Consider the following 25,393-nt stretch of genomic DNA (forward strand, 5'->3'; position numbering starts at 1 on the left):
AATTAGTGATACTTTAAAATAAATGGCGATACTTTAAAATAATTAGTGATACTAACCCAGTAGTGACCTATATTTGATCAAAATAGGTTGCCACTGGGTTTTTTATGTCCAAGAATCCCGAAAAAACTAAGGGAATCAAGGCTAAAGCGGAAAGGCAGATAGCTTCGCGTTTAGCTAACGGCGCTGGTTCAGGCGCCGGAAGATCCTATAAACCCTATTTGACTGTTAGGGATGTGAACTCCAGGGGAAGGTATAATCGCTCGCCCAGCGTTACGGTGGGTCGCGTTCACCAGTTGCTATCCGACCTTGAATACCATGTATTGCTAATGCTGGATTGGGATTCGCAGGTGACCGATATCCGCGAACAATTTCCGGTGCCTCTTGAGGAATCACAAGCTATTGCACGTGAGATGGGGATAGCTCATCTGAGCTATCAAGGTACAGACGAAGTCCTTACCACAGACTTTCTGGTTGATCTGAATATCCAAGATAAAACTATTCGCAGGGCAATATCCGCAAAATACGTCGAAGAACTTGATAATCCGCGCGTACTGGAAAAGATGGAATTGGAACGTCGCTACTGGTCGTCCAAGGGCATACAATTTAACCTGGTAACTGAGCTGGAAATTCCAGCCTTACTTCAAAAGAATGTAAAGTGGTTTCATCCCTACATGAATCACTTTGATTTAAGTACCCCCGAGCAACAACAAGAATATTTTAGGGTATTGCTCGCCGCAATTAATCAGTCACCCTCGCAAAAAGTTACCGCTATAACCACCCGCTTAGATGATGAATATAACATCGACCCAGGTACCCATCTGGCTTTACTAAGACAGTTCCTTGCCCAGCGGGCGTTCTACTTTGATATCGAAGCGTTAACAATTGTGAACTTAAGGGCAAGAGACCTTGCACCTTCGCATTTTTGGCTCGAACAGGATTATGAATATGCTGTTGGTGAATGATGTCTATGAGTTCGCTGGTCACCGCTACCGCATTTTATGGGGCGAACCGAAGACGATTTACTGGATAAATGTAGATGCTGAAAACGCCCTACCTCAGCAGGTCGAGCGTGCTGTTTTGATTGAACACCTTGCTAATCAAGAGATGCGCTGGATCGACGATCCTTTCGAATTATTCATCTTGAACCCAACCAAGCAATCTCAATGGGCAAAAGACATCCAAAAAAAGGCGTGGGAAATGGTGGGGCCTTACGTTACTAACGAGCCTGCCATTTATGAACGCGGTTCGCGTGGCAAGATGATCCAGGCGATGGTTGTGAAGCATGAGACCACTAAAGCTTTGGTATACAGAAAACTGAGAGAATATTGGCAACGTGGTAAGAGTCCAAATGCGCTGTATCCGGATACAACGAATAAAGGGAGTCCGAATAAACCCAAAGCCATCACCGATAAAAAGCGTGGGCGTCCTCGCAAAGTAGCGCTAGGTACCGGCACCAATATCACAGCAGAAATAGAAAAAATATTTCGTACCGTTATCAAAGTGTACTACTTAACAAAAGACGAAAATACGGTTCGGTTCGTATACCGCAGGGCGTTGTTTCTGCTTGGGTTTGATAGCTCTAAGAAAAACAACGAAGAGCAGTTAGCCGAGGCTCCAACCTATGAACAATTTTATTACTTCCTCCAAAAGGAAGTGACAGACACTGAAAAAATTAAAAAACGACTCGGCGAGATTATTTACCAGAAGGACTACCGTCCTGTCCTGGGGTCATCGACGGCAGGTGCAATGGGACCTGGCAGCCTATACCAGATCGATGCAACGATTGGCGATGTTTATCTGATTGATGAGGAGACTCGAAGCGTTATTGTTGGTCGCCCAGTAATTTATATCGTGATCGATGTATTCAGCCGAATGATTACTGGTGTGCACGTAGGATTGGAGGGGCCATCATGGGTAAGTGCAATGTTTGCGTTGGCAAACACCATGTTCGACAAGGTGCGATATTGCGCAAGTTACGGTATTACTATTAATCAAGACGAATGGCCAGTCATTGGTAAGCCTGAAGCTATTCTTGGGGATAAAGGTGAGCTAATAGGAAAAGCAGTAGAAGTGCTTTCCGAGGCATTATTGTTGATTTGCGTTTAAAACTGACCCACCTTTTGCGTTGAATTTTGACCCACCCTTAATGGTTTATTTTACAGGTTTGGGTTGTGGATAAGTTGTCGTCTTTTTCTCCTTTTTCGGTTGTGCTGAACTCTCTTTGAAACGATAGCTATCATTGCCGGTTTCAACAATATGGCAATGATGGGTGACTCGATCCAATAACGCTGTAGTCATCTTTGCATCACCAAATACATTCGACCATTCAGCAAAGCTGAGGTTGGTGGTGATGATCATGCTGGTGCGTTCATACAACTTGCTCATTAAGTGGAACAACAAAGCCCCACCAGTTTGACTGAGGGGTAAATAGCCCATCTCATCCAGAATCACTAAATCGGTATGCATTAAACGTGATGCAATTTGTCCGGCTTTGCCTTGCTGTTTTTCCTTCTCTAATGCATTCACCAATTCAATGGTCGAGAAGAAACGAACGCGGCGATGTAGTTGCTCAATCGCTTGAATGCCGATGGCACTGGCAAGGTGGGTTTTGCCCGTTCCAGGGCCACCGACAAACACGACATTCTGCGCGTTATCCATAAAGTCACCGGCACACAATTGCCGGATCAATGCTTCATTGGCCATGCTGCTCGTAAAATCAAAGCCACTCAGATCCCGGTACGCTGGGAATTTGGCAGTCTTCAGTTGATAAGCCACCGAACGTACTTCGCGCTCGGCCAGTTCTGCTTTGAGTAAATGATCAAGGATGCCGGTGCTCGCCTGGAATGCTGGTGAATCCTGTTCAGCAAGATCGTTCAGTGCATGGGCCATGCCGTAGAGTTTGAGTGACTTCAGTGCGGGGATCATGGGATTAGTGTGCATGGTGTCCTCCTTGAGTACTGATGGTTTGAGCGCGCAGGTTATCGTAGCGAGTGACGTTAGCCAGTGGTTCCACTCTCAGTGCTAATGCAGGCGGTACTTCAATCGGTGGGATGGGTGTTCCCTCTACTAATCGACTCAGGATATTGATCACGATTTGTTTGGAGGGTGAACCGGTTTCCAATGCAAGTTCTACAGCGGTGAGAACATCTTGCTCATCGTGCAGCAGCACGAGTGCAAGAATATCCACCATCTCGCGGTCACCACCGACACGCTTTAACAAAATGGTTTGCAGTGATTGAAAGGCTTTGGGCAATTCTGCGAAGGGAGCACCGTTGCGAATGGCTCCGGGTTTGCGCTGCAACACCGAGAGGTAATGTCGCCAGTCATACACTGTCGTTACCTGCTCATGCCTGCGGTTAAACACGCGGGTATGCACCGCGATGATATTGCCTTCCGCAATCACCTCCAGGTGATCATGATAGGTATGCAAACTCACCGGTCGATTAGCGAAGGAAGACGGTACGCTGTAACGCGTGCGTTCGAAGGTGATTAAACAGGTGGGCGATACGCGCTTGGGCTGCTCGACAAAACCATCGAACGGTTGCCCCACCGGCATCAGGAAAGATCGCTCATGATCCAATGCCGCTTGAATGGTTAATGCTTCAGTGGGATGGGTGGATTCACTCCAGAGTTGAACGCAGCGCTCGTGTAACCAGTCATTCAAAGCAATCAATGAAGGTTGGGCGGGCACCTGTTGCCAAAGCCTTCTTCGCGCATCCTGCACGTTCTTCTCGACCTGACCCTTCTCCCAACCCGCAGCAGGATTGCAGAACTCTGCATCAAATAAGTAGTGACTCACCATCGCTGCAAAGCGCGCATTCACATCACGCTGCTTGCCACGTTTTACCTTATCGACAGCCGTCTTCATGTTGTCGTAAATCCCGCGTTGCGGAATGCCACCCCAAGCCATAAAGGCATGATGGTGCGCATCGAACAACATCTCGTGGGTTTGCAGCAAATAAGCGCGGACAAAGAAAGCTCGGCTGTAACTCAATTTGAAGTGAGCGACTTGCAGCTTTACCCGTTCGCCCGCAATTACCGCCCAGTCTTCACTCCAATCAAACTGGAATGCTTCACCGGGTTTGAATTGCAATGGGATATAGGTGTGCTTGCTCGCACCTTTACTCGATTCCAACTGCTGGCGGCGCCAATCGCGGGCAAAGACAGCAACGCGATCATAGGAGCCTTCAAACCCCAACGCACGTAAATCAGCGTGCATCTGTTTGAGTGAACGACGCTGCTTGCGGGAGGTGCGTGCAGCATCGACCAACCACTGCCGCAACTTATCGGCAAAGGCATCAAGCTTACTGGGTGTTTGTCGCTTGGGATAAACCGGTTCGCTGATCTCATTGCGCAGGTAGCGGCGAACGGTGTTGCGGGAAAATCCGGTACGTCGTGCAATCTCCCGTAACGAGAGTTTGTCACGGAAATACCAACGTCTGATCTTGCTCAAAATGGCCACGTTAATCACTCCTATCTCCCGCTCAAAAAACAAGCAGGATAGTCGGTTACGTGGGTCAATTTTCGACGCAAATATGCGGGTTTAGTGGGTCAGTTTTAAACGCAAATCAACAGTCATGGGGAAAGATGCGGTCAATAAAGCCTGAAATTCTTATGCCTGGTGGTAGGCAAACTTACCAGAATCGGAATAAGTTATTTGATACACGTAACGTAATTCTATCCCCTACATTTTCACCCCTCCCTCCAGGGCTGCTTACGGCTGCACCAGGTAATGTTCCCGGTAAAGTGAATACATATGTGTATACTGCAGGGACCAGTAATGCGACGGCGTTGGCAACACGAAAACTCGGGCAGCTAACAGAAACCTTGGACGATTTAGAGGTTGCTCCTCGTGGTAATGAACTGAACAAAAAAATAGAAGCAGTTTTATTAAAAGCATTGATATGTCACGGGGCTCAACCGAGTGATGCTTTTGAAATTCTTAAGGATGTAATTTGTGATAATCCAAAAGAGTCTCGTTGGAGGGCTAACCTATCCCGCTTTGTTGGTTATGGTGCTGTAAGCCCAGAGAGATTATTTGGCTGTGAAGATCACCAAGCGACATTGCTTCGCTCAGGATACATTAAAAGTGGAGAACAACACCGTTTTCAACTTGCTTTACCGCCCTCTTTATCTTCAAAGACTGTGAATCGCAGATTAATTGTGACATTAGCTTGGTTTTCACCAATCACTGCACAGAGGGCGCATTATCGGGAGGCAAAATGTTGGTTTTCGATAGTAGACGATTTGCACGATAAAACCTTAGGCGCTCATAATAGAAATTATGATGGCAATATGATCAAGCAGGGAACGGTTCAGCATGAAGTTTTTTATGGTGAGCGTGCGGGTGTTTTCACTGCTGATAGCCTTATCGAGATAGATATAAATTGTAAAATAAAAAATAATGATTTATCGGACTCGAAAATTCCATTTGCACTTGTCGTTACTTTAGATACGCAAGATATCAGTATCCCGATATACCGTGAAGTAAAACAAGGAATCGATGGATCTGTAGATAAAATTAAATCTACAACTCTGGACGCGGAGGTAGGTAAACAATCGAATGGATAATTGTTTCACTTATTTCTTGGGCATAGACAATGTTGAATGCCCGATGCAAAACACCGGGAATTTTGTTTGCCTGTATTTTTGGATCAGTCTTATGATGCCCTTAACGAGATGATTTATATTGAAACCTACCCATTTTTCATCACGCCAACTCAATTCCAACCTTGCGCACCAAAAATGCAAATAATCCAAAACAGACGACTATCATTAATGCAAATGGTAAGTATTCGAAGCACTAGGAATGATGCGAGAGGTCACGTGCAATTCTTCCCAAGCCGACATTCCGCCAAAAAGAAAAAATACATTTTCAAAGCCCAAAGCTAAAAATTTGCTTACCAAGAGAGCCGATTGATCTCCGAATCTGCAAACTATTACGACATTTAGACTACGATCCACATCTTCAAGATGCTTTACAAGGCGCGTTGTCGAGGGCATGTTAGTAGCATTAGAAATATGGTTGTGGATATATTCCCCCATCGAACGCAAGTCAATGATCATTAATCTTTTATCCTGCGCAATTAGACGTTCAAGCTCTAAAGGCTGGATACAAAGTGTTTGGTGTGTGGTAGCCATAAACTGTAACTCAATTAGGCATCTTTGATGCCGTTTAAAACCCTTTTATTCAAATTCTATACAGCCAGTATTTCTCAAATAATATCTTGCCAAAATGTAACAATCGACCAGGCGGTTTCATCTTGATATCGGGATTAGGTTCGGCATAGAAATTACCTTTACCCATGCCTGCCATACCATCACCGATTTCCAGAAAGCATTCACCGTGGCCGTTGAAAGATTCTGTATCACCTGAGCCGTTTACAGCGACTGCAATATTATTGGCAACTACTTCGGCTTGGCCGTGGGCTAGTACGCCCGCCTTAGGCAAAGGCTTGCCATTTTTGAGCGGAATACCTGCCACGTCACCAATGGCGTACACATCTTGATACTTTGTTGCCAGATTAAAGCGATCAACAGGAATCCAACCATTCTCACCGAGAAGACCTGCCTCACGAACAACAGTGGGTGCGCGATGCGGAGGAATGTAAACTAATAAATCGAATGATGTTTTGTCACCGTTGGCAAAATGTATTTCACGCATTACAGGGTCGATTTCTTTTACCGCATGTTGTGGAAAGTAAGTCACGCCTTTGCTCTCAACCATAGTGCGAACTTGTTGTGAGACCTCCGGCCCGGTAACTGGCATCGGGCCAGGTTCGGGTGAATAGATCTCAACGCTCACATTTTTAGCCAAGCCCCTTTTGCGGAAATCGGATTCAAGCAACATGGCCGCTTCGTAGGGTGCAGCGGGACATTTAAAAGGCATCGAGCACACGAGAACCACAACCTTGCCTTTGTTGAGTTTTAAGCTCGCACTCCTAATGGCTTGTGCGCCCTCTAGTGAATAGAGATTATGTCCCGCTGCCATTAATCCAGGTACGGTTTCGGGTGCAAGCTCTGCACCTGTGGCAATGATGAGATAGTCACCATGGAGTTGCTGGCCGTTAACCATCACTGCTTTCTTTTCCGCATCAATTTTTTCAATTGTGCCCTGGATAACCTCGATACCTTTCCGTGCAAGACTACTGACCGGTTTCGATATTTGTTTTGCATCTCTAGCACCCGATGCCACCCACAATAACGATGGTGGAAATACATGGTCGGCGAGTCGTTCGATTACTACGATGCGATGTTGGCTGGATAACTTTTTTCGTAATTCAGTAGCGGCAACAATGCCGCCGATTCCACCACCGAGTATCAGAATGGTTTTTCCTGAAGTCATATACTTACCTTTTACACTGAATTGGTGATGGGGTTAAACGTCGGTAAAACTTAATTTTTTTTCGTAATACACTGCCCGGCCTGATTCTGTTTCTATAATCGGGTCAGTGAAGAAATTTACAGGATCATCAATTTTTCTTCCCGGCAGCAACAGATCGCGGCCATAACTTAACAAAAAACGGTTTTCATCGATGGCCCCAAAGTAGTAGTCACGCAGATCTGTTTTTTGTGCCGCTTCAGAACAATCGACTGGCACCCAACCAATACCATGTGCGTAAAAGCTTGTCCAACAGTGGTAGCCGCATTTAAATGCCGTGATATCACCTCCGGACATACCTGTTGGAAATGCCATGCCAATTTCAAACTGGCCGGGTACTCCACACGCGCGAATAATGGCGAGAAATAATGAGTGAAAATCGGTGCAGTTCCCTTTGCCGATGGAACAGGCAAAGTCAGCATCGCCGCTGCCCCAACCATCACCGGATTTATCATATTGCATGTGTTCGAGCACATGATCATAAGCCGCTTTGGCGATATCAATTGCGGTCACATGTTGTTCTTTGATGCTTCTGGCGATACCCAAAATATCGGCGGTGAATTGAATCAGGCGATTGGGTAGCAATTGCGGTTGATGATGCAATTGCCAACTGGAATTGGGAACCTCAGCAAAGCGCTGGAAATCCGTAGTGTGTTCATGGCGAGTTGCCGTGGTGGTAATAACCAGATCGATCAAACTGGTTTTGCTGGTATCCAGTGTTGCGCACAACACGGCATTACCATAAGTAGAATCGTACTCGATTTTATAATCGATATTGGATTGAATATCGATTGCATGTATTTCCTGATCAATGGTTGAACGGGGAAAAGGAATCCACACATTAATTTCTTTCGCCGATCTGGGAAAATCGGGCACTTTTACATCATAGGTGGTTTGAAAACGGCGACTTCTGTTCATGGACTTTCTCCGTTAAATCAACCTGAAGCGAACAGCGAAACATTCGCCTCAGGTTGTATTCTGCTAAACGTTGCTGCTATTTATTTCAACAGACCTGTATCGCGTGCGACTTTTTCAATCGAGTCAAAATCGCTTTGATTCGCGGCAACAAATACTTTTGCACCTTGCAAATCAAGCACCGCTTTTTGCTCGGGAACACTAGGGTCAAGATTCAAAAATGCATCTTTAAATTTGGCAACCAATTCCGGTGATAAACCTTTACGGGCCGCCCAGACATAATCCACGTACTCGGGTGAAGTCCATACCAGTTTGACTTTTTTAGCGTCGAATTTTTTCTCCGCCAACATTCTGTCCCACACTTCAATATTGAGCGCACCGCCTTGGATCTTGCCGGATTCAACCAACTTTACGGTTGCATCATGAGCGCCGCTGTAAACGGGCAAACTTGCAAAATCTTTTTCAGGATTTATCGATAGCAGACTGAGCAAATAATGACGTGGCATCAAATGGCCCGAGGTTGAGCTTTTTGAACCAAACGCAAAGGTCTTACCTTTAAAATCTTCAGGCTTTTCAATGCCGGAAGCGGTGTTAGCGATGAACACACTTTTGAATTTACGATCAATGTCGCGCATGGCCAGTGGTTCGGCTCCTGCCAGATGACGTGCTTGAACAAATGTAAATCCACCTAGCCAGGCAAAATCAATTTTGCCTGCTGATAGAGCGGAAACCGCTGCGCCATAATCGGTGACGGCAACATAAGTCACTTTTTTACCGAGCTTCTTTTCAAGGTAATCGACCATCGGCTGATTCTTGCGCGCAAGTTCGGTCGGGTTTTCATCAGGTATACCTGTCACGCGGATAACGTCGTCAGATGCATAGGAAACGGCGGATGTCAGCAGGCTACCGCCAACAACCAAAGCCGCGATCAAACGCTGCCAGGGTTTACACATTGAAGAAAGAGTTTTCATAAAGATTCCTTTTGTTAAGGGTTAGTGTTGAGGGTTGGGTTAATCCTTTCATGCGATAGTGCTATCCAGTTGGCTAGAGATAGGTGCATTACCGCGTGCATTTTTTTCGTGAGTAGAGCACTCACTATCGTCAATAAAATACGCTGCATCTCGCTGCGCAATAACAATCATCGCCGATAGAAAATCCGGTGCTGGTTCAATAAAGCTGAGATAATTTTTTATAGTTTTACTGTCAATGCTGTGGGCCGGTGAGACGGAGGGACATGCTCTGGCACTTATCACAGACGATAATTTTCCATCGGGATACACCACGACAAGTTGCACCATTAATCCAGTAGGCAGAAACTTGTCGGAAATAAATGTTAGCCCCTGTGATGAGAGTGATACCGGGCGAATAACACTGAATGCAGGAGCAGCACCACAACGACAACAAAGCTGGGCCACTTCCAGTTTTGGAATATCGCTTGTCATTGGTGATGTCAGCGGCGCGCCGCTCGTGCGTGAAAGCAAGTTTGCCAACCGTTGCGCTAAAGGCGGCTCGCATGAAGGGCCATTGAGGATACGTTTGCGCATGCGGTCGCCCACCTGATCCACTAGCGTGACAACCGCCACCATCACCACTAACAGGACCACAAGATCACTGATGTGAAATAAGCTGATCGAGGTGTAGAGCGAGTCACCAATACCACCCGCGCCCACGAACCCGACTGTCGCTGTTGCCCTCACATTGACCTCAAACCGGTAAAGCGTAAATGCCAATACACGCGGACTAACTTGAGGTAGCACTGCGTACAACCAGGTGGATAAACCACTGGCACCGCTCGCTTGCATTGCCTTGGCGGGGCCAGGTTCTACCTCCTCATAAACATCGGTGTAAAGGCGACCTAATACGCCAATATTGTGCACCGCAATCGCAAGAATCCCGGCCAGCGCACCGGGCCCAACCCAGACAACAAAAACCAACGCCAGAGTCAGTTCCGGCATCGCGCGCGTAACTTGCAAGAAAAATTGTGAGCCGCTTTGCAGCAAACGCGACATCCACAGCGAAAGCCCACGCTTACCGTAGGTTTGACTCAGGTAGCTGCCCGTTACTAACGATCTAGTGGATAGCGGAGCAAGGAAGAATGCGAAGACGGCGGCGAGCAGCGTGGCGATCCATGCCATCAATAAGGTTTGCCATACCAGCGTGGCGGTTTTACCGAGAAATTCGGCGCTGAGATCGAACTCGGTAGTGCCCGGCAAATTGCTCCAATTTCCTGTTAGCAAATCCATCCAGGGAATATCGAGATATGCAAAACTGGCTATCCCGCCAACAGCGGCAAATAGCAATGACCATTTAACGGGGTGACGCCGTAAATAAGCGCTTACCCATTCGAGTGCGATTACAAACATCAGTACGGCGATGAGCGTAGTCGCCAATTTATCGAATTCGAGATAGCGAATACTCAGGGCAATTTCACTGCCCAAACCACCCGCGCCGACCACGCCCAGAATTGTGCCCGTGCGGATGTTGCACTCCATCCGGAAGAGCGCATAAGCGACCCATTGGCGCTTCACCTGCGGCAAAATGCCGTGCATTAAAATGCCCCAGCGCCCCACACCAGCGGCGCGCAGTCCGCCGATAATTTGTCGATCTACTGCTTCAGCGAGTTCGGCGTAGAGCTTGCCGATAGAACCGCCCACGGTTAAGCCAATAGCCAATACCGCAGCACCTGGCCCGAGACCGAGGATCTGTACAAATAGGTACGCCCACACAATCTCCGGAATTGACCGGAAAAAGCCCAGCGTAAAACGGGAGACTGTTCTGGCGGTGGCAACCACGAAGGATTGACGACGCCCCTGACGCCCTGGAGGATCGGGCAATTCAGGTATGCGGATGGCAAACATCGCCAAACCAATCCCGATAACAACGGCAAACACTGTCCCAAGAATCCCGACAAACAAGCTCTCAAAAGACAGCAGGAAAATACGCTGGAGAAAATCCGGCGAGAGATTTGGGCTAAGCAAACCGCTTAGCAATTCACCGGCGTTGCGTATCCCATCACGGTCAAAAAGTGCACCCGGATTAACACGGGTTCCTTCCATCGCCAGAACAAAGGTGAGCCCAACGACGAACCAAACCAGGTAACGCTTAAGCTCCTGCTTACGGTTAAATTCGCTCATTGTTTCCCTCATGCAGTTCTTCACTCCCTTGATAAAGCAAGTTGAGTGCATCCTGGGTAACTTCTGAGGGTTTGGCGTCCAGTACTAATGTGCCTTCACGCAATCCGATGATGCGGTCGCAACGGTGCATAATTGCATCGAGCCAATGGGTGCAAAAAACCAAAGTGACGCCACGTTCTTTGGCTTGATTGAGGATAATTTCGGTTACCGCGCGGGCGGTGGCTGGATCAAGTGACGCTGTTGGCTCATCGGCCAGCAATGTGGTGGGCGCAGAAATAAGTGCCCGCGCAATGGCGACGCGCTGCATTTGACCCCCACTAAGGTCGCTTGCCGGGCGCCATTGGTGCTCACCAATGGAAAGGGATTCCAACAGGGAATGCACTGGTTTCTTTTCTACCGGCCAAAGCGCTGAGGCCATAACCTTGTGCCATGGCCACAAGGGCAATTTTCCCGCGACCACATTCTGGTGAACCGACAATTGCGGCACCAGTAAATGGGTTTGTTCAATAATGCGTGAATGGGCGCGGTGATAACGCAGCTCGTTGGCTGACATTTTGGCCAGGTCTTTTCCGGCAACCAGTACCCGCCCTTGGGTGGGTTTAAGTACACCTGCCAACAGGCGGATAAGCGTGGATTTTCCGCCACCGCTTGGCCCAATAAGGGCAACCGTTTCGCCAGGTTTAATGGTCAAATTGAGATTGTTGATGGCTGCCCGTTTACCCCAATACCGCGATACCGCTTTGAGTTCGAGGATGGGAGCTTGGCCACTCACAGGTTGTGAGCTTGGCAAAATATGTGGATTCATAACTTGACTCCTTTCCCCCGAGTGTCAGGTTTCACGGGGTTTACTGGCTGCTCATAAACGTCTACAACACTCTCTACAGCGGCATCCTGGACGCTGGGTAGTGTTGAAGTAATGCATCTGAGTCAGTGGTTTTGCCAAGCAATCAATTATTTAATTGATTGCTTGACTATTTATTATTAAAAAACGCCAGTAGGCGTATCACATTCTCAGTACTACTTAGAAAACCAGGACTTTGTCAGCCCAAAGTGTCCAATCAGTGAGTTCTTCCAGCGTACCGCGATGGGTACCTTCTGCTAACTCTTCTTCGGTCATACCGCGTGCATCCATACAGGTGCCGCAAACACCAATCTTGCCTTCACGACGAATAACCGGCCCAAACATCAGTTCAAGGTTGTAATAACCTTGCGGAACTTTCTGGCCGCGCTTGGCGCAGACAGCGGCGTCTCCCATCAAAAATATGCGCACATCGTCAGACGCGCGCTTGGCGATAGCAGCTGCTAGTCGTACACCGTTGTAGCTACGTTCGGTTCCGTATGGTCCGTCATTCAATATGAATAAAATATTGCTCACGTCTGTTTCCTCTTGATTTCCTGTGGTGTTGGTAGGCACTGGATCAAGAGGGACATTCGTAACTTCCTACTAATCTCCCGTCAAACAGCACCCGTTTGTATTGCAAATCCTCGTGCTACCCAATCCGCCACGCCTTCTTCCCAACGTGTTGCCTGGTAGCCTTTTTCGTTTAACCGATTCACGGCCTCAATCGACATGACGCACAATGGCCCACGACAGTAGGCGACTATTTCGCGATCCGGTGGTAGATCAGCCATTTTCTGTTCCAGCTCAGACAGGGGAACAGAGATTGCGCCCGGAATATGGCCTGCCAAAAATTCATCCGTTGGACGCACATCCAATACTGTGACTTCTCCACGCCTGACCCGCTCAAGCAATGTTTCATTGTCGGTTCGCTCAAGCGCGCCGCGTTCGCGTAAGAATGCTTCGGTCACTTGGCGAACTTCCAACAATCGCGCTTCACCCACGCGACGAAGCACCCCGCACAATCCAAGCACTTCCTGATCAGCGAGCCGGTAAATGATGTTGACGCCATTGCGTTCGGACTCAATCACCCGCGCAGATCGGAGAATCTGCAAGTGCTGCGACGTGTTCGCCACACTCTGGTTTACTTCATTGGCAATCGATTCAACGGTGCGCGGCCCTTGACTCAACACATCAAGCAGCTCTAATCGAATGGGACTCGCCAAGGCTTTTCCGATACGCGCCAATTGCTCGTAGAGTGAATCTTTGAACTGTCTATTTGAGGAGGTCATGGATTTTCCATTTTTCAATTGATTGCTTGAATTATAGATTCCAAACGCCATTCATCAAACAGCTATGTGCTCCCCAGACTCTAATTCACTGAATAAAACGGTATTGCCTGCAAAAAACTCTCATTGGTGAACGCTGCTGATCAACCCCTGAATCCTCATTGCCTTGACAATCTATTTGAAGCAGATATTCTAGTCAAGCATTCAATTAAATAATTGAATATAAGATAATGACGCTTCAGGTGTCAGGTATTGATATAAGCACCCGTAGCTAAAAGGATTCCTTAACCCTATGCGCAAACACACATTAGTGGAATTCGCGACCCATCATCCCCGCTGGGTTGCAGCCATAACACTCATCATTACCGCGTTATTCTGCACCCAGTTCCCGCGCATCACTCTGGATACCAATCCGAAAAATATGCTGCCACCTGACTCGGCGGTAAGGGTATGGAATGATGAGATCGAACAAACCTTCCGGCTATATGAAGACACCATTGTTGTGGCTGTGCACAACGATGAAGGTGTCCTCAATCTCAAGACGTTGGGCAAAATACATCAGGTTACTGAACAGATATTGGCGATAGAAGGTGTCGCAGCCCGCGACCTGGTCAGCTTCAACACGATTGACCATATCAGCGCCGACAGTGAGGGACTTGATGTCGCTCCGCTGATGTCAGAAGCACCAACGACTACTGCCGCACTTGAGACCCTTCGGGCCAAACTAATTGGAAATCCGCTCTTCACCGACCGGATTATCTCCGAAGACGAAACCATGGCCGCTCTCTATGTGCCCTTGGAAGACGGTGCTAACGGCAAACAGGTAGCCGATAACATCCGCACCATTATCGCTGCGCAAGAGGGCGGTGATGATTTTTATGTTGCTGGTGATCCGGTTGTCAGGGATACCTTTGGTGCGGATATGTTTACCATGATGGGACTGTTTGCACCCATTGCCGGGATGATCATGTTTATCGCTATCCTCTGGATGTTCAGCAGTTTGCCTCTGGCCATGTCCATGATGGCCGTCGCTATGGTCAGTATTTTATGCAGCATGGGACTATTAATCGGATTGGGTTTTCCGGTGCATATTATGAGTTCCATGGCACCTGTATTCCTGATGGCGATTGCCACAGACAGTATTCATATTTTCAATGAGTTTTATCATCGCTATCGCAGTGGCGGCAACAAACAACAGGCCATTCATGAAACTCTGGATGCGGTAAGTCGCCCTGTGCGCTATACAGCCTTCGCAACAGCCGCCGGATTTGCAGTGCTGCTGTTTATGGAAATCATTCCCGTACAAGTCTTCGGTGGTGTGATTGTTTTCGGTACCTTGTTGCTGCGCCTGTTGAGCTTTACCTTAATCCCCGCGTTATTGATGATGATGGATGAGAAAAAAATTCTTGCCGCCGTCGCTCGCGAAAATAGCAAAGAGCAAGCTTCCACACATTGGCTAATAAAACTTGCCGGTATCGGCGTCAATCACCCGAAAAAGATAATTGCAATTGGCGCTGTGTTGATGGGGATTTCCGTTATCGGTATTACCCAAATAACCATCAATAATAATTTGGTCGAATGGTTCACTAAAAGCAGTGAAGTGCGAATTGCAGATGAAAAAATCAACCAATCTCTCGGTGGTACAGCATCGGGATATATTGTTGCCATTGCACCACAAGCGGAAGGGATAAAAACACCAGAAGCTATGCAATATCTCGATGGCTTGCAGCGCCATTTAGAGTCTTTACCAGAGGTCGGCAAAACCTTTTCGATTGTCGATTATGTCAAACGCATTAATCGCGTATTGCACGAAGACAACGCCGATTTTTATGTGATTCCATCCGATGCCGATACGATTGCCCAATATCTGTTTTTATTCGGTATGTCTGCTAAACAGTCCGACCTCGATAATGTGGTTGACTACCCATTCCAGCAAGCCAACATTTGGTTGCAATTGAAGACTTGGGATGCGGAGGCGATGCGAACCGTTATTCGCGCTGTTGAGGACTACCAACAGCAAAACCCCATCGATCTGGAATTCAAGCCAGCAGGCACAGCGTATTTCAACGTAGTGTGGAATGACGAAGTTCTCTGGGACATGCTCAAAGGATTTATTCTGGCACTGCTCGTTGTTTTTATATTACTCGCCTTTAATTTTCGCTCCATCCGGTGGGCACTGATTGGGTACATCCCACTATTGTTTACCATCATGATGATTTATGCCGTGATCGGATTTACTGGCAAAGATTTTGATATGCCCATCTCCGTACTCTCATGTCTATCACTCGGCATGGCGGTCGATTTTTCCATTCATTTCATTAGCCGTTTGCGCCAGCGAATGGATGAGACAGCAACAACCGGCGAAACCCTTGCCGATAATTTACTCTGGACAGCTGCGCGCCCCGGCAAAGGCATCATGCGCAATGCCATTTTATTCGCCGCTGCATTTTCGGTAATGATGTTTGCACCACTGACCCCTTACATTACGGTAGGCGCATTCATCCTGAGCATGATGTTAGTGAGCGCACTGACCACATTAATTTATCTCCCGGCGTTAATCCTGCTATTTCAACGTTGGTTATTCGTCAAAAAAGCGCTGCCTGATACCCGCTCTTCAGCATCCGCAGTCACTTCTATTGGAGAAGGCGCATGATTTCCTTGATTAAAAAACTCATCAATCCCGGACTTTGTTTGGCGGGTCTGGCCGCCGTGCCCTCAATGAGTTTAGCAATGGACGCAACAGAGATTGTGCAGCGTTCATTGGATGCAACTTACTATGCCGGTGCCGATGTGCGTACCAAAGTTACCATGCAGTTAGTGAATCCAAAAGGTGACATACGCGAACGTGAGATGACTATGCTCCGTTTGAATGGAGCTGACGGTGAACAACGTTACTACACCTATTTCCATCGCCCCACGGATGTGAAAGGGACTGCATTTCTAGTGCAGAAATTTACCGGAAAAGAAGATGATCGCTGGATCTTTGTGCCCGCGATTAAATTAGTGAAACGTATTGCTTCTGATGATAAACGCTCTTCGTTTGTGGGATCGGATTTTACCTACGAAGATGTTTCTGGCAGAGAGGTTGCCGATGAAACGCATGTGCTGGTCGGAGAAGAAACATTTGAAGGCAGGCCGGTCTACCGCATTGAAAGCAAGCCCGTAAAACCAATTGATTATAGTCGCCGGGTTTCGTTGATCGACAAAGAACGCTGGTTGCCCTTGAGTGAAGAATATTTTGATTTACGCAACCGTCCATCCCGTGTGTTCAGTGCCGTTAAAGTGGAGAGCATCGCTGACATATGGACGATCACCGCCAGAACAATGAAAAACCTGCAAACCGGATATCGCACAGATGTCACTTATCAAGACATCAATTATAACTCCGGGCTTGAGGCCGATATCTTTACGGAACGCTATCTGCGCAACCCACCGCAGCAATGGGTTAAATGACGCGCATGGATTTTGTTTACAGTAAATCGTTACCGATGTTGGCAATGAGTCTCTTGCTACTTATTAACCCGGAAGTCAGCGCCGAGGTTAATGGGACTCTACAGTCACACACCGCCGCCAGAGTTCACACCGAATCATGCGATAGTCGTGATTGTGAGATTCCATTTTCAGAATTGCGTGCACAACTGAAAGCAGATTATGCAACCAATGACAATGCGCATTCGTTTACTGCAAATCTGGAATTGGTTCAGGATTTCGTTTTTGACGAAACCAGTGCACGGGCGCGTGAGCTCTATTGGGATTGGACAAAAGACGCCATTCAGTTAAGAACCGGGCGGCAAATGATCACTTGGGGCACAGGTGATATGCTGTTTATCAACGATGTGTTCGCCAAAGATTGGAATGCCTTTTTTGGCGGAATGCCAATGGACTTCCTCAAACGTCCGACCGATGCGATCAAGTTTGATTTTTATCCGGGCAACACAACGATTGAAACAGTTATCGCGCGCTTCGATGAAGATCATTTGCCGGAGATGCGACGCTTTGAAATGCAATTCCCGTCATTAGCGCCTCCGATTACAAGTGAATCGAATGATGATGATTTGGAATACGCTGGAAAACTTTCTCGTTCCTTTTCAGGGTGGGATGTCAGCGGTTATGCATCGAAAGGCTATTGGCGCAGAGCATCGTATCAACCGGCCATTGCAGCGCCAGGAACCAACGTTTTCTACCCACGCCTGAACACCTATGGTGCAAGTCTTACGGGGCAAATTAAAAACGGGGTATTGAATCTTGAAGCAGGTTACTACGATTCACGTGATGATGTATCTGGTTCAAATCCCTTCATTCAAAATAGCCAGACCCGCCTGTTGAGCGGATACAATCGGCAGCTTTGGAAAGACTCCACACTGGGTGTGCAATTTTATATTGAGCACATGGAAAACTATTCGGAATACCGAGCCGCCGCGTCATCGGCTATGGCAGTATCATCGGAATGGAACCGAGTTGCTACGCTACGATTTACACAATTCCTCATGCATCAAACGTTAACGGTTAATGTATTTAGCTATTGGGGCTTGAGCGAATCTGACAGATTTTTACAATCCACACTCAGGTATGCGTTTAACGATAATCTCTGGGGTGAAATCGGAACAAATATTTTTTCGGGAAATTCGCAAGGTATGTTCGGTGCGTTTGATCGTAACGACAACCTCTATTTAACACTGCGCCTTGCCTACTGATTATCAATCGGATTTTAATTATGACCACACCAATTTATCTCGACTACAACGCAACAACACCTATTGCGCCCGAAGTGATTAACGTGATCACTCAGTGCCTGGCTGAATTTGGAAACCCATCATCCAGTCACGCCTACGGTCGCCGCGCCAATGAATTGGTTCAGTTGGCACGTGCGCAGGTTGCGCAACTAATTGCCGCCACTCCAGCAGAAATTATTTTCACTGGCTGTGCCACCGAGTCCAATAATCTCGCTATCCTCGGGATGGCACGCGCCAGCGCAAATAAAAAACATATCATCACCAGCGCAATTGAACATCCAGCTGTTATGCAACCCTGTTTGCAATTGCAACGGGAAGGCTGGGATCTAACAGTATTACCAGTTGATGCCAATGGATTAATTAATCTTGAAGTGCTCGCGAGCCACATCCGCCAGGATACCGCGCTGGTTAGCATCATGCATTCCAATAACGAAATTGGAACCATCCAGCCCATTTCCTATATCGCGCGGATCGCACGGGCGCGTGGCGTACTGCTGCATGTAGATGCTGCTCAATCCATTGGTAAAGTGAAAGTCGATGTGAACGAATTGGGAGTTGATGCATTAACCATTGCAGGCCATAAATTTTATGCCCCAAAAGGTGTGGGAGCGTTGTATGTGCGTGAAGGCACACCCATTAACCCAATCATGTATGGCGCAGGTCACGAGCGCAGCCTCCGACCCGGAACAGAAAATGTTATTGCAGTTGCAGCACTGGGCGAAGCGGCTCGTTTAGCTGCCGCACGTCTACCGGAGGCTGAACCTCATTTAAAACATTTACGTGATGATTTGCACACCCGTTTGTTAGCACAAATTCCCGGAATTATTTTGAATGGCCATCCAGAGCATAGACTTCCTAACACACTAAATATTTCATTCCCACGTGTCAGTGGCCGTGCACTTCTTGAAAGCGCAGCAGACCAAATCGCTGCGTCAGTAGGATCAGCCTGCCATTCGCATGGCGATGCAGTCAGCGGCGTGTTGGCGGCGATAGGTGCATCTGCTGACCGCGCGCGCGGTTCAGTAAGATTGTCGGTGGGGATATCAACAACTGACGACGAAATTAAACAAGCCTGCCAAATTTTAACTAACAGCTGGAAGACAATGACGAGTTAATATCTTAGGTGATTAAAAGTTTTGGCGTTTAACTAGATTAAACGTTAACTTGCCTACTGTCAGTTACCGCGCTCGGCCAAAAGCGGAAGTTCATGATTAATGAATCATCCTCCGATTAGATGATTATTAAAGAGCCACTAACCATCGTTTGGTGCGCTTAGTTAATCCCGAGTAACGAAACCACCAGCCCAGCCAGCGCCGAAACACCAATCACTTTCATCACATTCATTTTGTAACGAAACAATGCGATACCCGCTGCAATAGCAATGATGGCTGATATCCACTCAAACTGCCCATCAAAACCGGATGGCCACAAAATGTGGTAACCAAAAAACAGGGCGAGATTTAAAATCACACCCACTACCGCCGCTGTAATAGCAGTCAGTGGTGCCGTAAATTTCAAATCGTTGTGCGTCGTTTCAATAAAAGGCGCGCCTGCAAAGATAAAAATAAACGATGGTAAAAAGGTAAACCAGGTAACGATAGTAGCGGCTACTGCACCCGCCAGAAATACCATGTCAGGGCCAAATACGGCTTGCACATATCCCCCCACAAAACCGACAAAAGCCACCACCATAATCAGCGGCCCTGGTGTGGTTTCGCCGAGCGCGAGACCGTCGATCATTTGCGTGGGTGTGAGCCATGCATAGTGGCCGACCGCGCCCTGATAAACGTAGGGTAATACCGCATAAGCTCCACCAAAAGTGAGCAGCGCCGCTTTGGTAAAGAACCAGGCCATTTGGGTGAGGGTGTGATCCCAACCGAAATAACTCCAGAGTGCAGCTAGCGGAATCGTCCAGAGTAATACGCCGGAAATCAAAATCATGCTGAAACGCGACCAGCGGAAAATAGCGTGTGCAGGCGTTGGTGTGTGATCATCGATTAACGCAGTGCCGAAAGATTTATCAGCTTTGCCGTGGCCACCACCGCCGTTGAAATAATCAGGCAAAAAGCGCCCGCCTAAATAACCAATCAGCGCCGCTGCAATCACTATGTAAGGGAATGGAATATTGAGCGCAAATATCGCCACAAACGCGGCAGCGGCAATCGCCCACATCACATTATTTTTTAATGCGCGTGAGCCAATGCGATGCGCAGCATGCACGACTATCGCAGTCACCGCCGGTTTGATGCCGTAGAACAAACCCGCTACCCAACTCACATCACCATAAGCGATATACGCCCAGGAGAGTGCAATCAAAATAAACAGTGATGGCAATAAAAACAGTACACCGGCGACTATGCCGCCCCAGGTGCGATGCATTAACCAGCCGATGTAAGTGGCGAGTTGTTGTGCCTCCGGGCCGGGCAACACCATGCAGTAATTGAGCGCATGCAAAAAACGTTTTTCGCTGATCCAGCGTCTGCGCTCCACCAGTTCCTGATGCATGATGGCGATTTGTCCTGCCGGGCCACCAAAGCTGATAAACCCGAGTTTTAACCAGAAACGAAATGCTTCCCAAAAGCTGACCGGCTCAGGCGCATCAACGGGTTGATCGGACGTTAATTCAGTGTTGTTCATGCTGTTTCCTTATCGGTAAAAGCGGCCAATAGCGCATCGAAGACGCCATTGGCAGTGGCGATGAGTTGATCGTCGTCGTGAATGCTGTTGCGCAATCCCCACAGGATTTGCTCCAACCCACTGGCTTCGCTGGGCTGGATGCCACCCGCATCCAGAAAATGCACCAAGGCGCCCATGCGCGCTAAACCAAGGTGGTCGAGACCAAAACTTTCCAGTAGGACTTCAAAGGTCACCTTGCCATTGAGGTGAGTGAAACTGGCGCCGTCAAAATCAAAACCCAGTGCATCGGCGGGGCAATCCTGCGGTGTTTGCAACCACATAAAACGGGCGTCGGGGTCGATAAAACGGCGAATCAGCCAGGCACTGGCAAGGCGATCCACCCAAGGGCGTTGACGGGTTGCCCATAACCGCCCGCGATAGAGGCTGATGTCCAATCGAGGGATTTCACCGGTGTGCTCATGGGGTTCGTTGGGCGATAACTGGCGATTGAGCTGAAGTTCAAGCTGTCGCAGCGCCTGCTGGGTTTGCGCCTGGGCTTCGCCGGGGAAAAAATCAGTCGCGGTGATGGCGGTGAAGTTTTTACGCAGTTTGCGCAACTGTCTGGTCGCCTCTTGCAGTGAGCTGGTTGCCAATTCTTTTAGCGGAGGCAGCTCCTGTAACAGGTTGGCGTAGTCATCGCTACGGTCAAACAGGCCGCTAAATTGGCTAGCGTCTTCAGTATCGACGATGAGCACATAAGCCGAGCCTTCACCTGCCTCTACTTCTTGTGCCAAACCATCAAACAATTGCTGATGCTCTTGTCGCTGTGGAAGCAGGTAAACGCCGTCGCGCAATACTGCGGCACCAGCAGACTTCAGGGTTCGCCACACCCGCATACGCACTGTCGCGTTTTGGGTAGGCAGGGATAAAATCAGCAGGATCCATTTCATAATTTGTAGAGTAGTTGACAAATGAGTGACAAACTCTACAGGATTTTGTAATGAGCATACAAGCCCATATCAATAAACCAGAGAGGGTCTATGCCCACTCCAGATTTATTGGTGCATTTATTGGCAGCGCAGAAAAGAGTAGGCAAACCCCTTAGCGATACATCTTATTCATGAAAGCCCATAAACATTTCATTCAGATTAACGTTCTGTGATACCGCAAAAACAATTAGCGCTAGCGATACAGCCACCGCAATAATCCATAAGAATTTTTTCATAATAATCTCCATTAATTAAATATGTTTTAAGAGTGGGTAAGCGCTTCTTTGATGGTAAAGCGCATGGCATTGAGTGCGGGAATGAAAGCGGCAATTATTGCGCCTAGAAGTGCAATCAATAACCAATTGAATAATCCGCTGATCGATGTGGTCACAGTTAAGGGTTGCAGGCTAATCGCTGCCAATACTTGTACCATGCAAAACGAAAATAGAATTGCAATAGGAAATGCCAGTAGATAACTGCACAATGAAATTAACAGGGATTCGTTAATGACTAGTGAAAAAATTGTTAAGTGTTTTGCGCCCAATGTGCGCATTACTGCAAACTCTCGCAGGCGTTCATTGACACTGGTGCTGATGATAATTGCCAAGCTGATAAAGCCAACCAGAATCATGGTAATCGAAATCATCACCAGCACTAACACCATTATTTTTAAATGACCGCTGCTACTGATTTTTCGAAAATTTTCAGTAGAAATTCCATACAAATGAATATTGGATTGCTTAAGTGTTTTCTCCAATTGCAAAGCTAAATCATCAATAGAAGATGCTGTGGGCTTATCAAGCCTGATGCGCACTGCATTCGATTTAAGTGATGGTCGCGGGTTAATATAAAGGCTTGCGCCGCTCAGTGGCTCGGCGACAATTCCATTCAAGCGATATTGATAATTTTTACCTTCCAGTTGTACATCAATACTATCGCCGATTGTTTTTTCCGGAAAAAATTGATGCCATGCAGTTTGATTTATCACAACGTCATCCATTCCAGCATTCATTGCCGTATCAATTCCATTATCGTTTAACCAATTGCCATGGGTTAATTGAATACTGAGCATGTCTGTGTTGGCGGGCACTGCATATAAGGTTAAACTTCCGTGCCCACCATCGGGGTAAACTCGCTTAATAGCAAAACCACTAGCGGTAATCGGTGTGGCGGGATAGCGTGTAAAAAATTCTGCGCGATTAATCCCAGGTATTTGTTGTATCTCTGTTTTTATGGTGTCAGTTGAAATCCTATCAGAAAAACGGGCTTCTATCTGATAATGGCGGTACGCTTGTGCTTGCTCGCCTAACTTATCCCAGGATGATAGTAAATTTTGACTGGAAATAAATGTTGCACCCGCAACCGCCAGAAGTATTAAGGTAAAAAACAAGCGTTGCCTGCGCCGAAAAATATTTCTCAATATCATTATCCAGAGTGGAGATATAAAACGGAATTTACATCCGGTTTGGATTTTCTCTGCAGAATAATGCGAAATACCATAATCATCCAGAGCGGCTCTAATGGTTTTGATTGCTGCTGCTCGAATAGGGAATATTGAGATCAATAAAGGCAAACCAATACAAAAAATAATATTCAATATCCATACACTTTTGGGTAGTGAATAATCGGTAATGTTGATATTTAATAAATTAGCCGACATATGAATAAAAGTATTACCTGCCAAAATGCCAAGTGGAAATCCAATTATTAATGCGATAATTCCAATTATGGTGAGCAGCATGAAATAGAGTGAAAAAATTTGTGTTGAGCTGGCGCCTATGGTTTTCATAATGCCAATTTGCTGCACTTGTTGCGCTAAAAGCCCCCATATTGTTGTCGCAATTAAGACTGCGCCCAATACAACAGCCAGCAAACTAAATAACAGTAACATTTTCAGGCCGGATTCCATCTGCGTTTGATGAGGATGCAACCCCAAGGGAGGAATCCTAATTTCCGTCACATCAACGATTGATGAAATATTATTTAGGATTTCTTCTGCAATATGTTCAATTGCCAGAGTGTTTTGTTTTTCTGGTTTGACGGTCAATTTGATGAAATTCGCATCAACTGGTTCTTGTAAATGTAAAAAACTGGTCTTCGACATATATCCATAAATCATGTGTTCAGTGTTGGCAGGTGCTAAAGCCGGATCATGAACACTGCCACTCACCCTTAGCGAGTGGGTAAGGCCGTTCTGCCCAATTAATTGAATATTTTTGCCTATAACGGTTTTCGCTACACCGAGTGCTTTACGTTCCAAAAGAATTTCATTGATGTCAGGCCATTCGCCTGCATCCAGTGTCGGTTTATTAATTCGTACGCGTGGCAAATCAGGTAACACAAAAATCAATGCCGTCACAAATTGATTAGGCGATATTTCAACCTTTGAATAAAATTGTCCGCCGATCTCTGCATCATCAATACTGGGATTTTTTACTATTGTTGATAAAGCATTTTCTATTTCATCGTCTGAAGTTTTTTTATCTATTATGATTTGTACGGACGATGGATTGGTTGCTATATAGTTGCGCTGCACTTCGCGCGTCAACACAATATAGGCTAACAACATGGCGACAATAGCAGCCGAACTGAATGCTATGGCAATCACCATCATGCTATAACGTCCTGGTGTTGCTCTTATATCACCCGATAATTTACGCAGAGCCGTTTTCATGCTGTCACCTGTTCAGAGGTAACAATTTCTCCGTCTTTAAGCGTGATGATTCTGTCGACGTGTTGACTAATATCCCGCTCATGACTGACGGTAATAATAGTTTTTCCTTCGTGAGCCAATTGGGTAAACAATTGCATAATCTGATCAGTATTAATTGAATCCAAATTGCCAGTAGGTTCATCGGCTACCAATAGCGCAGGGTCATTTGCCATTGCACGGGCAATTGCGACTCGCTGTTGCTGTCCGCCTGATAAAGCCGCAGGTAATTTGAAGGCATGTTCAATCAAACCAACACGATCCAATAATTCCATTGCACGCGCGGCTCGTTTTCCGGGTGAAAATTGATTACAAAAATCCATGGGCAATAGAATATTTTCTTGAATATTCAATGTAGGAATCAGTTGAAAGAATTGAAAAACAATGCCAATATTTTTACCTCGCCATTGCGCCAATGCATTTTGACTTAAATTGATAATTGACCTCCCGTGAATAATAATATCGCCTGATGTGGGAGCATCAATTCCAGTAATTAAATTAATCAGTGTGGTTTTACCGCTACCGGATTTACCGACAATAGCGACACGTTCCCCCTGAAAAATATCCAAATTAATATTACGCAAGACAACAACATCTGAGCCTGCTGAATCATAGGATTTAGATAGATTGCGCAGTGATACCAGATGGGATCCGGATGAATTATTGCTATACAACATGCAAGTTGAACCCTATATAGTGAGAGCAGATGCCAGTCCACCCGAAAATGTGGCCTTAAAAAGAATAGGCAGCACGATAATGTTTATTTTGTCTGCCGCGAAGAACAAAAA

The 25,393-nt window shown here is 46.9% G+C and carries 21 protein-coding genes; 7 read left to right on the top strand and 14 right to left on the bottom strand.

All coding sequences use genetic code 11. The features are described 5' to 3' along the window. Positions 1-104: 104 nt before the first annotated feature. Together NNX04_RS14555 and NNX04_RS14560 are read left to right on the top strand one after the other, a co-directional pair. Positions 105-962 carry a TnsA endonuclease C-terminal domain-containing protein gene (locus NNX04_RS14555; RefSeq protein ID WP_261946236.1) on the top strand — a complete coding sequence of 286 codons (858 nt, stop codon included), beginning with the start codon at positions 105-107 and terminating at the stop codon, positions 960-962. Beyond that, the gene (locus NNX04_RS14560; RefSeq protein WP_261946237.1) at positions 940-2,106 is read left to right on the top strand and encodes a hypothetical protein; all 1,167 of its coding nucleotides are present in this window, start codon (positions 940-942) and stop codon (positions 2,104-2,106) included. Before NNX04_RS14555 ends, NNX04_RS14560 begins: the two co-directional genes overlap by 23 nt. Positions 2,107-2,151: 45 nt before the next feature. On the opposite strand, the gene istB is transcribed toward NNX04_RS14560, so the two are convergent. Together istB and istA are read right to left on the bottom strand one after the other, a co-directional pair. Next, positions 2,152-2,940 (bottom strand): IS21-like element helper ATPase IstB, encoded by a 789-nt coding sequence (istB, locus tag NNX04_RS14565; RefSeq protein ID WP_261946238.1) that lies wholly within the window; start codon positions 2,938-2,940, stop codon positions 2,152-2,154. Beyond that, complete coding sequence (gene istA, locus NNX04_RS14570) at positions 2,930-4,471, bottom strand: IS21 family transposase (RefSeq protein ID WP_261946239.1); 1,542 nt, start codon at positions 4,469-4,471, stop codon at positions 2,930-2,932. Before istA ends, istB begins: the two co-directional genes overlap by 11 nt. A 41-nt stretch (positions 4,472-4,512) precedes the next feature. Here istA and NNX04_RS14575 point away from each other — a divergent pair, with 41 nt between their 5' ends. Then, a complete protein-coding gene (locus NNX04_RS14575; RefSeq protein ID WP_261946240.1) occupies positions 4,513-5,571 on the top strand; it encodes a hypothetical protein in 1,059 nt (352 codons plus the stop codon). Positions 5,572-5,775: 204 nt separating this feature from the next. On the opposite strand, the gene NNX04_RS14580 is transcribed toward NNX04_RS14575, so the two are convergent. The 8 genes from NNX04_RS14580 to NNX04_RS14615 all read right to left on the bottom strand — a co-directional run bounded on the left by NNX04_RS14580 (position 5,776) and on the right by NNX04_RS14615 (position 13,560). Then, on the bottom strand, positions 5,776-6,141 hold the full coding sequence (locus NNX04_RS14580) for a rhodanese-like domain-containing protein (protein ID WP_261946241.1): 366 nt from the start codon (positions 6,139-6,141) through the stop codon (positions 5,776-5,778). 49 nt (positions 6,142-6,190) lie between these two features. Continuing rightward, on the bottom strand, positions 6,191-7,345 hold the full coding sequence (locus tag NNX04_RS14585) for an NAD(P)/FAD-dependent oxidoreductase (protein WP_261946242.1): 1,155 nt from the start codon (positions 7,343-7,345) through the stop codon (positions 6,191-6,193). Between the two features lie 33 nt (positions 7,346-7,378). Then, positions 7,379-8,299: a transglutaminase-like domain-containing protein gene (locus NNX04_RS14590; RefSeq protein ID WP_261946243.1), complete on the bottom strand. Its 921-nt coding sequence runs from the start codon at positions 8,297-8,299 to the stop codon at positions 7,379-7,381. Positions 8,300-8,379: 80 nt separating this feature from the next. Then, positions 8,380-9,267, bottom strand: coding sequence for a putative selenate ABC transporter substrate-binding protein (locus NNX04_RS14595; protein ID WP_261946244.1), 888 nt, complete (start codon positions 9,265-9,267; stop codon positions 8,380-8,382). Between the two features lie 48 nt (positions 9,268-9,315). Beyond that, complete coding sequence (locus NNX04_RS14600) at positions 9,316-11,430, bottom strand: PhnE/PtxC family ABC transporter permease (RefSeq protein ID WP_261946245.1); 2,115 nt, start codon at positions 11,428-11,430, stop codon at positions 9,316-9,318. Next, positions 11,417-12,235: a phosphonate ABC transporter ATP-binding protein gene (locus NNX04_RS14605; protein WP_261946246.1), complete on the bottom strand. Its 819-nt coding sequence runs from the start codon at positions 12,233-12,235 to the stop codon at positions 11,417-11,419. The genes NNX04_RS14600 and NNX04_RS14605 overlap by 14 nt, the downstream gene beginning before the upstream one ends. Positions 12,236-12,451: 216 nt before the next feature. Further along, the gene (locus NNX04_RS14610) at positions 12,452-12,805 is read right to left on the bottom strand and encodes a DsrE/DsrF/TusD sulfur relay family protein (RefSeq protein WP_261946247.1); all 354 of its coding nucleotides are present in this window, start codon (positions 12,803-12,805) and stop codon (positions 12,452-12,454) included. Positions 12,806-12,885: 80 nt separating this feature from the next. Next, a complete protein-coding gene (locus NNX04_RS14615) occupies positions 12,886-13,560 on the bottom strand; it encodes an ArsR/SmtB family transcription factor (protein ID WP_261946248.1) in 675 nt (224 codons plus the stop codon). A gap of 289 nt (positions 13,561-13,849) precedes the next feature. Between NNX04_RS14615 and NNX04_RS14620 the strand changes: the two genes are divergently transcribed. From NNX04_RS14620 to NNX04_RS14635, 4 genes are read left to right on the top strand one after another with little or no spacing between them, the layout of a single operon-like run. Next, positions 13,850-16,210 carry an efflux RND transporter permease subunit gene (locus NNX04_RS14620; RefSeq protein ID WP_261946249.1) on the top strand — a complete coding sequence of 787 codons (2,361 nt, stop codon included), beginning with the start codon at positions 13,850-13,852 and terminating at the stop codon, positions 16,208-16,210. Then, a complete protein-coding gene (locus tag NNX04_RS14625) occupies positions 16,207-17,010 on the top strand; it encodes an outer membrane lipoprotein-sorting protein (protein ID WP_261946250.1) in 804 nt (267 codons plus the stop codon). The genes NNX04_RS14620 and NNX04_RS14625 overlap by 4 nt, the downstream gene beginning before the upstream one ends. Further along, positions 17,007-18,251: a hypothetical protein gene (locus NNX04_RS14630; RefSeq protein ID WP_261946251.1), complete on the top strand. Its 1,245-nt coding sequence runs from the start codon at positions 17,007-17,009 to the stop codon at positions 18,249-18,251. The genes NNX04_RS14625 and NNX04_RS14630 overlap by 4 nt, the downstream gene beginning before the upstream one ends. Before the next feature lie 20 nt (positions 18,252-18,271). Continuing rightward, complete coding sequence (locus tag NNX04_RS14635; RefSeq protein ID WP_261946252.1) at positions 18,272-19,405, top strand: cysteine desulfurase family protein; 1,134 nt, start codon at positions 18,272-18,274, stop codon at positions 19,403-19,405. A gap of 157 nt (positions 19,406-19,562) precedes the next feature. On the opposite strand, the gene chrA is transcribed toward NNX04_RS14635, so the two are convergent. The 4 genes from chrA to NNX04_RS14655 all read right to left on the bottom strand — a co-directional run bounded on the left by chrA (position 19,563) and on the right by NNX04_RS14655 (position 25,282). Beyond that, complete coding sequence (gene chrA / locus NNX04_RS14640; RefSeq protein ID WP_261946253.1) at positions 19,563-20,927, bottom strand: chromate efflux transporter; 1,365 nt, start codon at positions 20,925-20,927, stop codon at positions 19,563-19,565. Continuing rightward, positions 20,924-21,856, bottom strand: a complete 933-nt coding sequence (locus NNX04_RS14645; protein WP_261946254.1) for a chromate resistance protein — start codon at positions 21,854-21,856, stop codon at positions 20,924-20,926. The genes chrA and NNX04_RS14645 overlap by 4 nt, the downstream gene beginning before the upstream one ends. 301 nt (positions 21,857-22,157) lie before the next feature. Further along, positions 22,158-24,569, bottom strand: a complete 2,412-nt coding sequence (locus NNX04_RS14650) for an ABC transporter permease (protein ID WP_261946255.1) — start codon at positions 24,567-24,569, stop codon at positions 22,158-22,160. Further along, a complete protein-coding gene (locus tag NNX04_RS14655) occupies positions 24,566-25,282 on the bottom strand; it encodes an ABC transporter ATP-binding protein (RefSeq protein ID WP_261946256.1) in 717 nt (238 codons plus the stop codon). The genes NNX04_RS14650 and NNX04_RS14655 overlap by 4 nt, the downstream gene beginning before the upstream one ends. Positions 25,283-25,393: the final 111 nt, after the last annotated feature.

The organism is Cellvibrio sp. QJXJ, from assembly GCF_024452345.1.
GTDB lineage: Bacteria > Pseudomonadota > Gammaproteobacteria > Pseudomonadales > Cellvibrionaceae > Cellvibrio.

Coding starts and splice junctions, on each gene's coding strand:
- chrA (WP_261946253.1), bottom strand. CDS start 20,927: ATGAACAACACTGAATTAACGTCCGATCAACCCGTTGATGCGCCTGAG.
- NNX04_RS14645 (WP_261946254.1), bottom strand. CDS start 21,856: ATGAAATGGATCCTGCTGATTTTATCCCTGCCTACCCAAAACGCGACA.
- NNX04_RS14580 (WP_261946241.1), bottom strand. CDS start 6,141: ATGGCTACCACACACCAAACACTTTGTATCCAGCCTTTAGAGCTTGAA.
- NNX04_RS14595 (WP_261946244.1), bottom strand. CDS start 9,267: ATGAAAACTCTTTCTTCAATGTGTAAACCCTGGCAGCGTTTGATCGCG.
- NNX04_RS14600 (WP_261946245.1), bottom strand. CDS start 11,430: ATGAGCGAATTTAACCGTAAGCAGGAGCTTAAGCGTTACCTGGTTTGG.
- NNX04_RS14655 (WP_261946256.1), bottom strand. CDS start 25,282: ATGTTGTATAGCAATAATTCATCCGGATCCCATCTGGTATCACTGCGC.
- NNX04_RS14555 (WP_261946236.1), top strand. CDS start 105: ATGTCCAAGAATCCCGAAAAAACTAAGGGAATCAAGGCTAAAGCGGAA.
- NNX04_RS14625 (WP_261946250.1), top strand. CDS start 16,207: ATGATTTCCTTGATTAAAAAACTCATCAATCCCGGACTTTGTTTGGCG.
- NNX04_RS14590 (WP_261946243.1), bottom strand. CDS start 8,299: ATGAACAGAAGTCGCCGTTTTCAAACCACCTATGATGTAAAAGTGCCC.
- NNX04_RS14615 (WP_261946248.1), bottom strand. CDS start 13,560: ATGACCTCCTCAAATAGACAGTTCAAAGATTCACTCTACGAGCAATTG.
- NNX04_RS14560 (WP_261946237.1), top strand. CDS start 940: ATGAATATGCTGTTGGTGAATGATGTCTATGAGTTCGCTGGTCACCGC.
- NNX04_RS14620 (WP_261946249.1), top strand. CDS start 13,850: ATGCGCAAACACACATTAGTGGAATTCGCGACCCATCATCCCCGCTGG.
- NNX04_RS14635 (WP_261946252.1), top strand. CDS start 18,272: ATGACCACACCAATTTATCTCGACTACAACGCAACAACACCTATTGCG.
- NNX04_RS14585 (WP_261946242.1), bottom strand. CDS start 7,345: ATGACTTCAGGAAAAACCATTCTGATACTCGGTGGTGGAATCGGCGGC.
- NNX04_RS14605 (WP_261946246.1), bottom strand. CDS start 12,235: ATGAATCCACATATTTTGCCAAGCTCACAACCTGTGAGTGGCCAAGCT.
- NNX04_RS14650 (WP_261946255.1), bottom strand. CDS start 24,569: ATGAAAACGGCTCTGCGTAAATTATCGGGTGATATAAGAGCAACACCA.
- NNX04_RS14630 (WP_261946251.1), top strand. CDS start 17,007: ATGACGCGCATGGATTTTGTTTACAGTAAATCGTTACCGATGTTGGCA.
- istB (WP_261946238.1), bottom strand. CDS start 2,940: ATGCACACTAATCCCATGATCCCCGCACTGAAGTCACTCAAACTCTAC.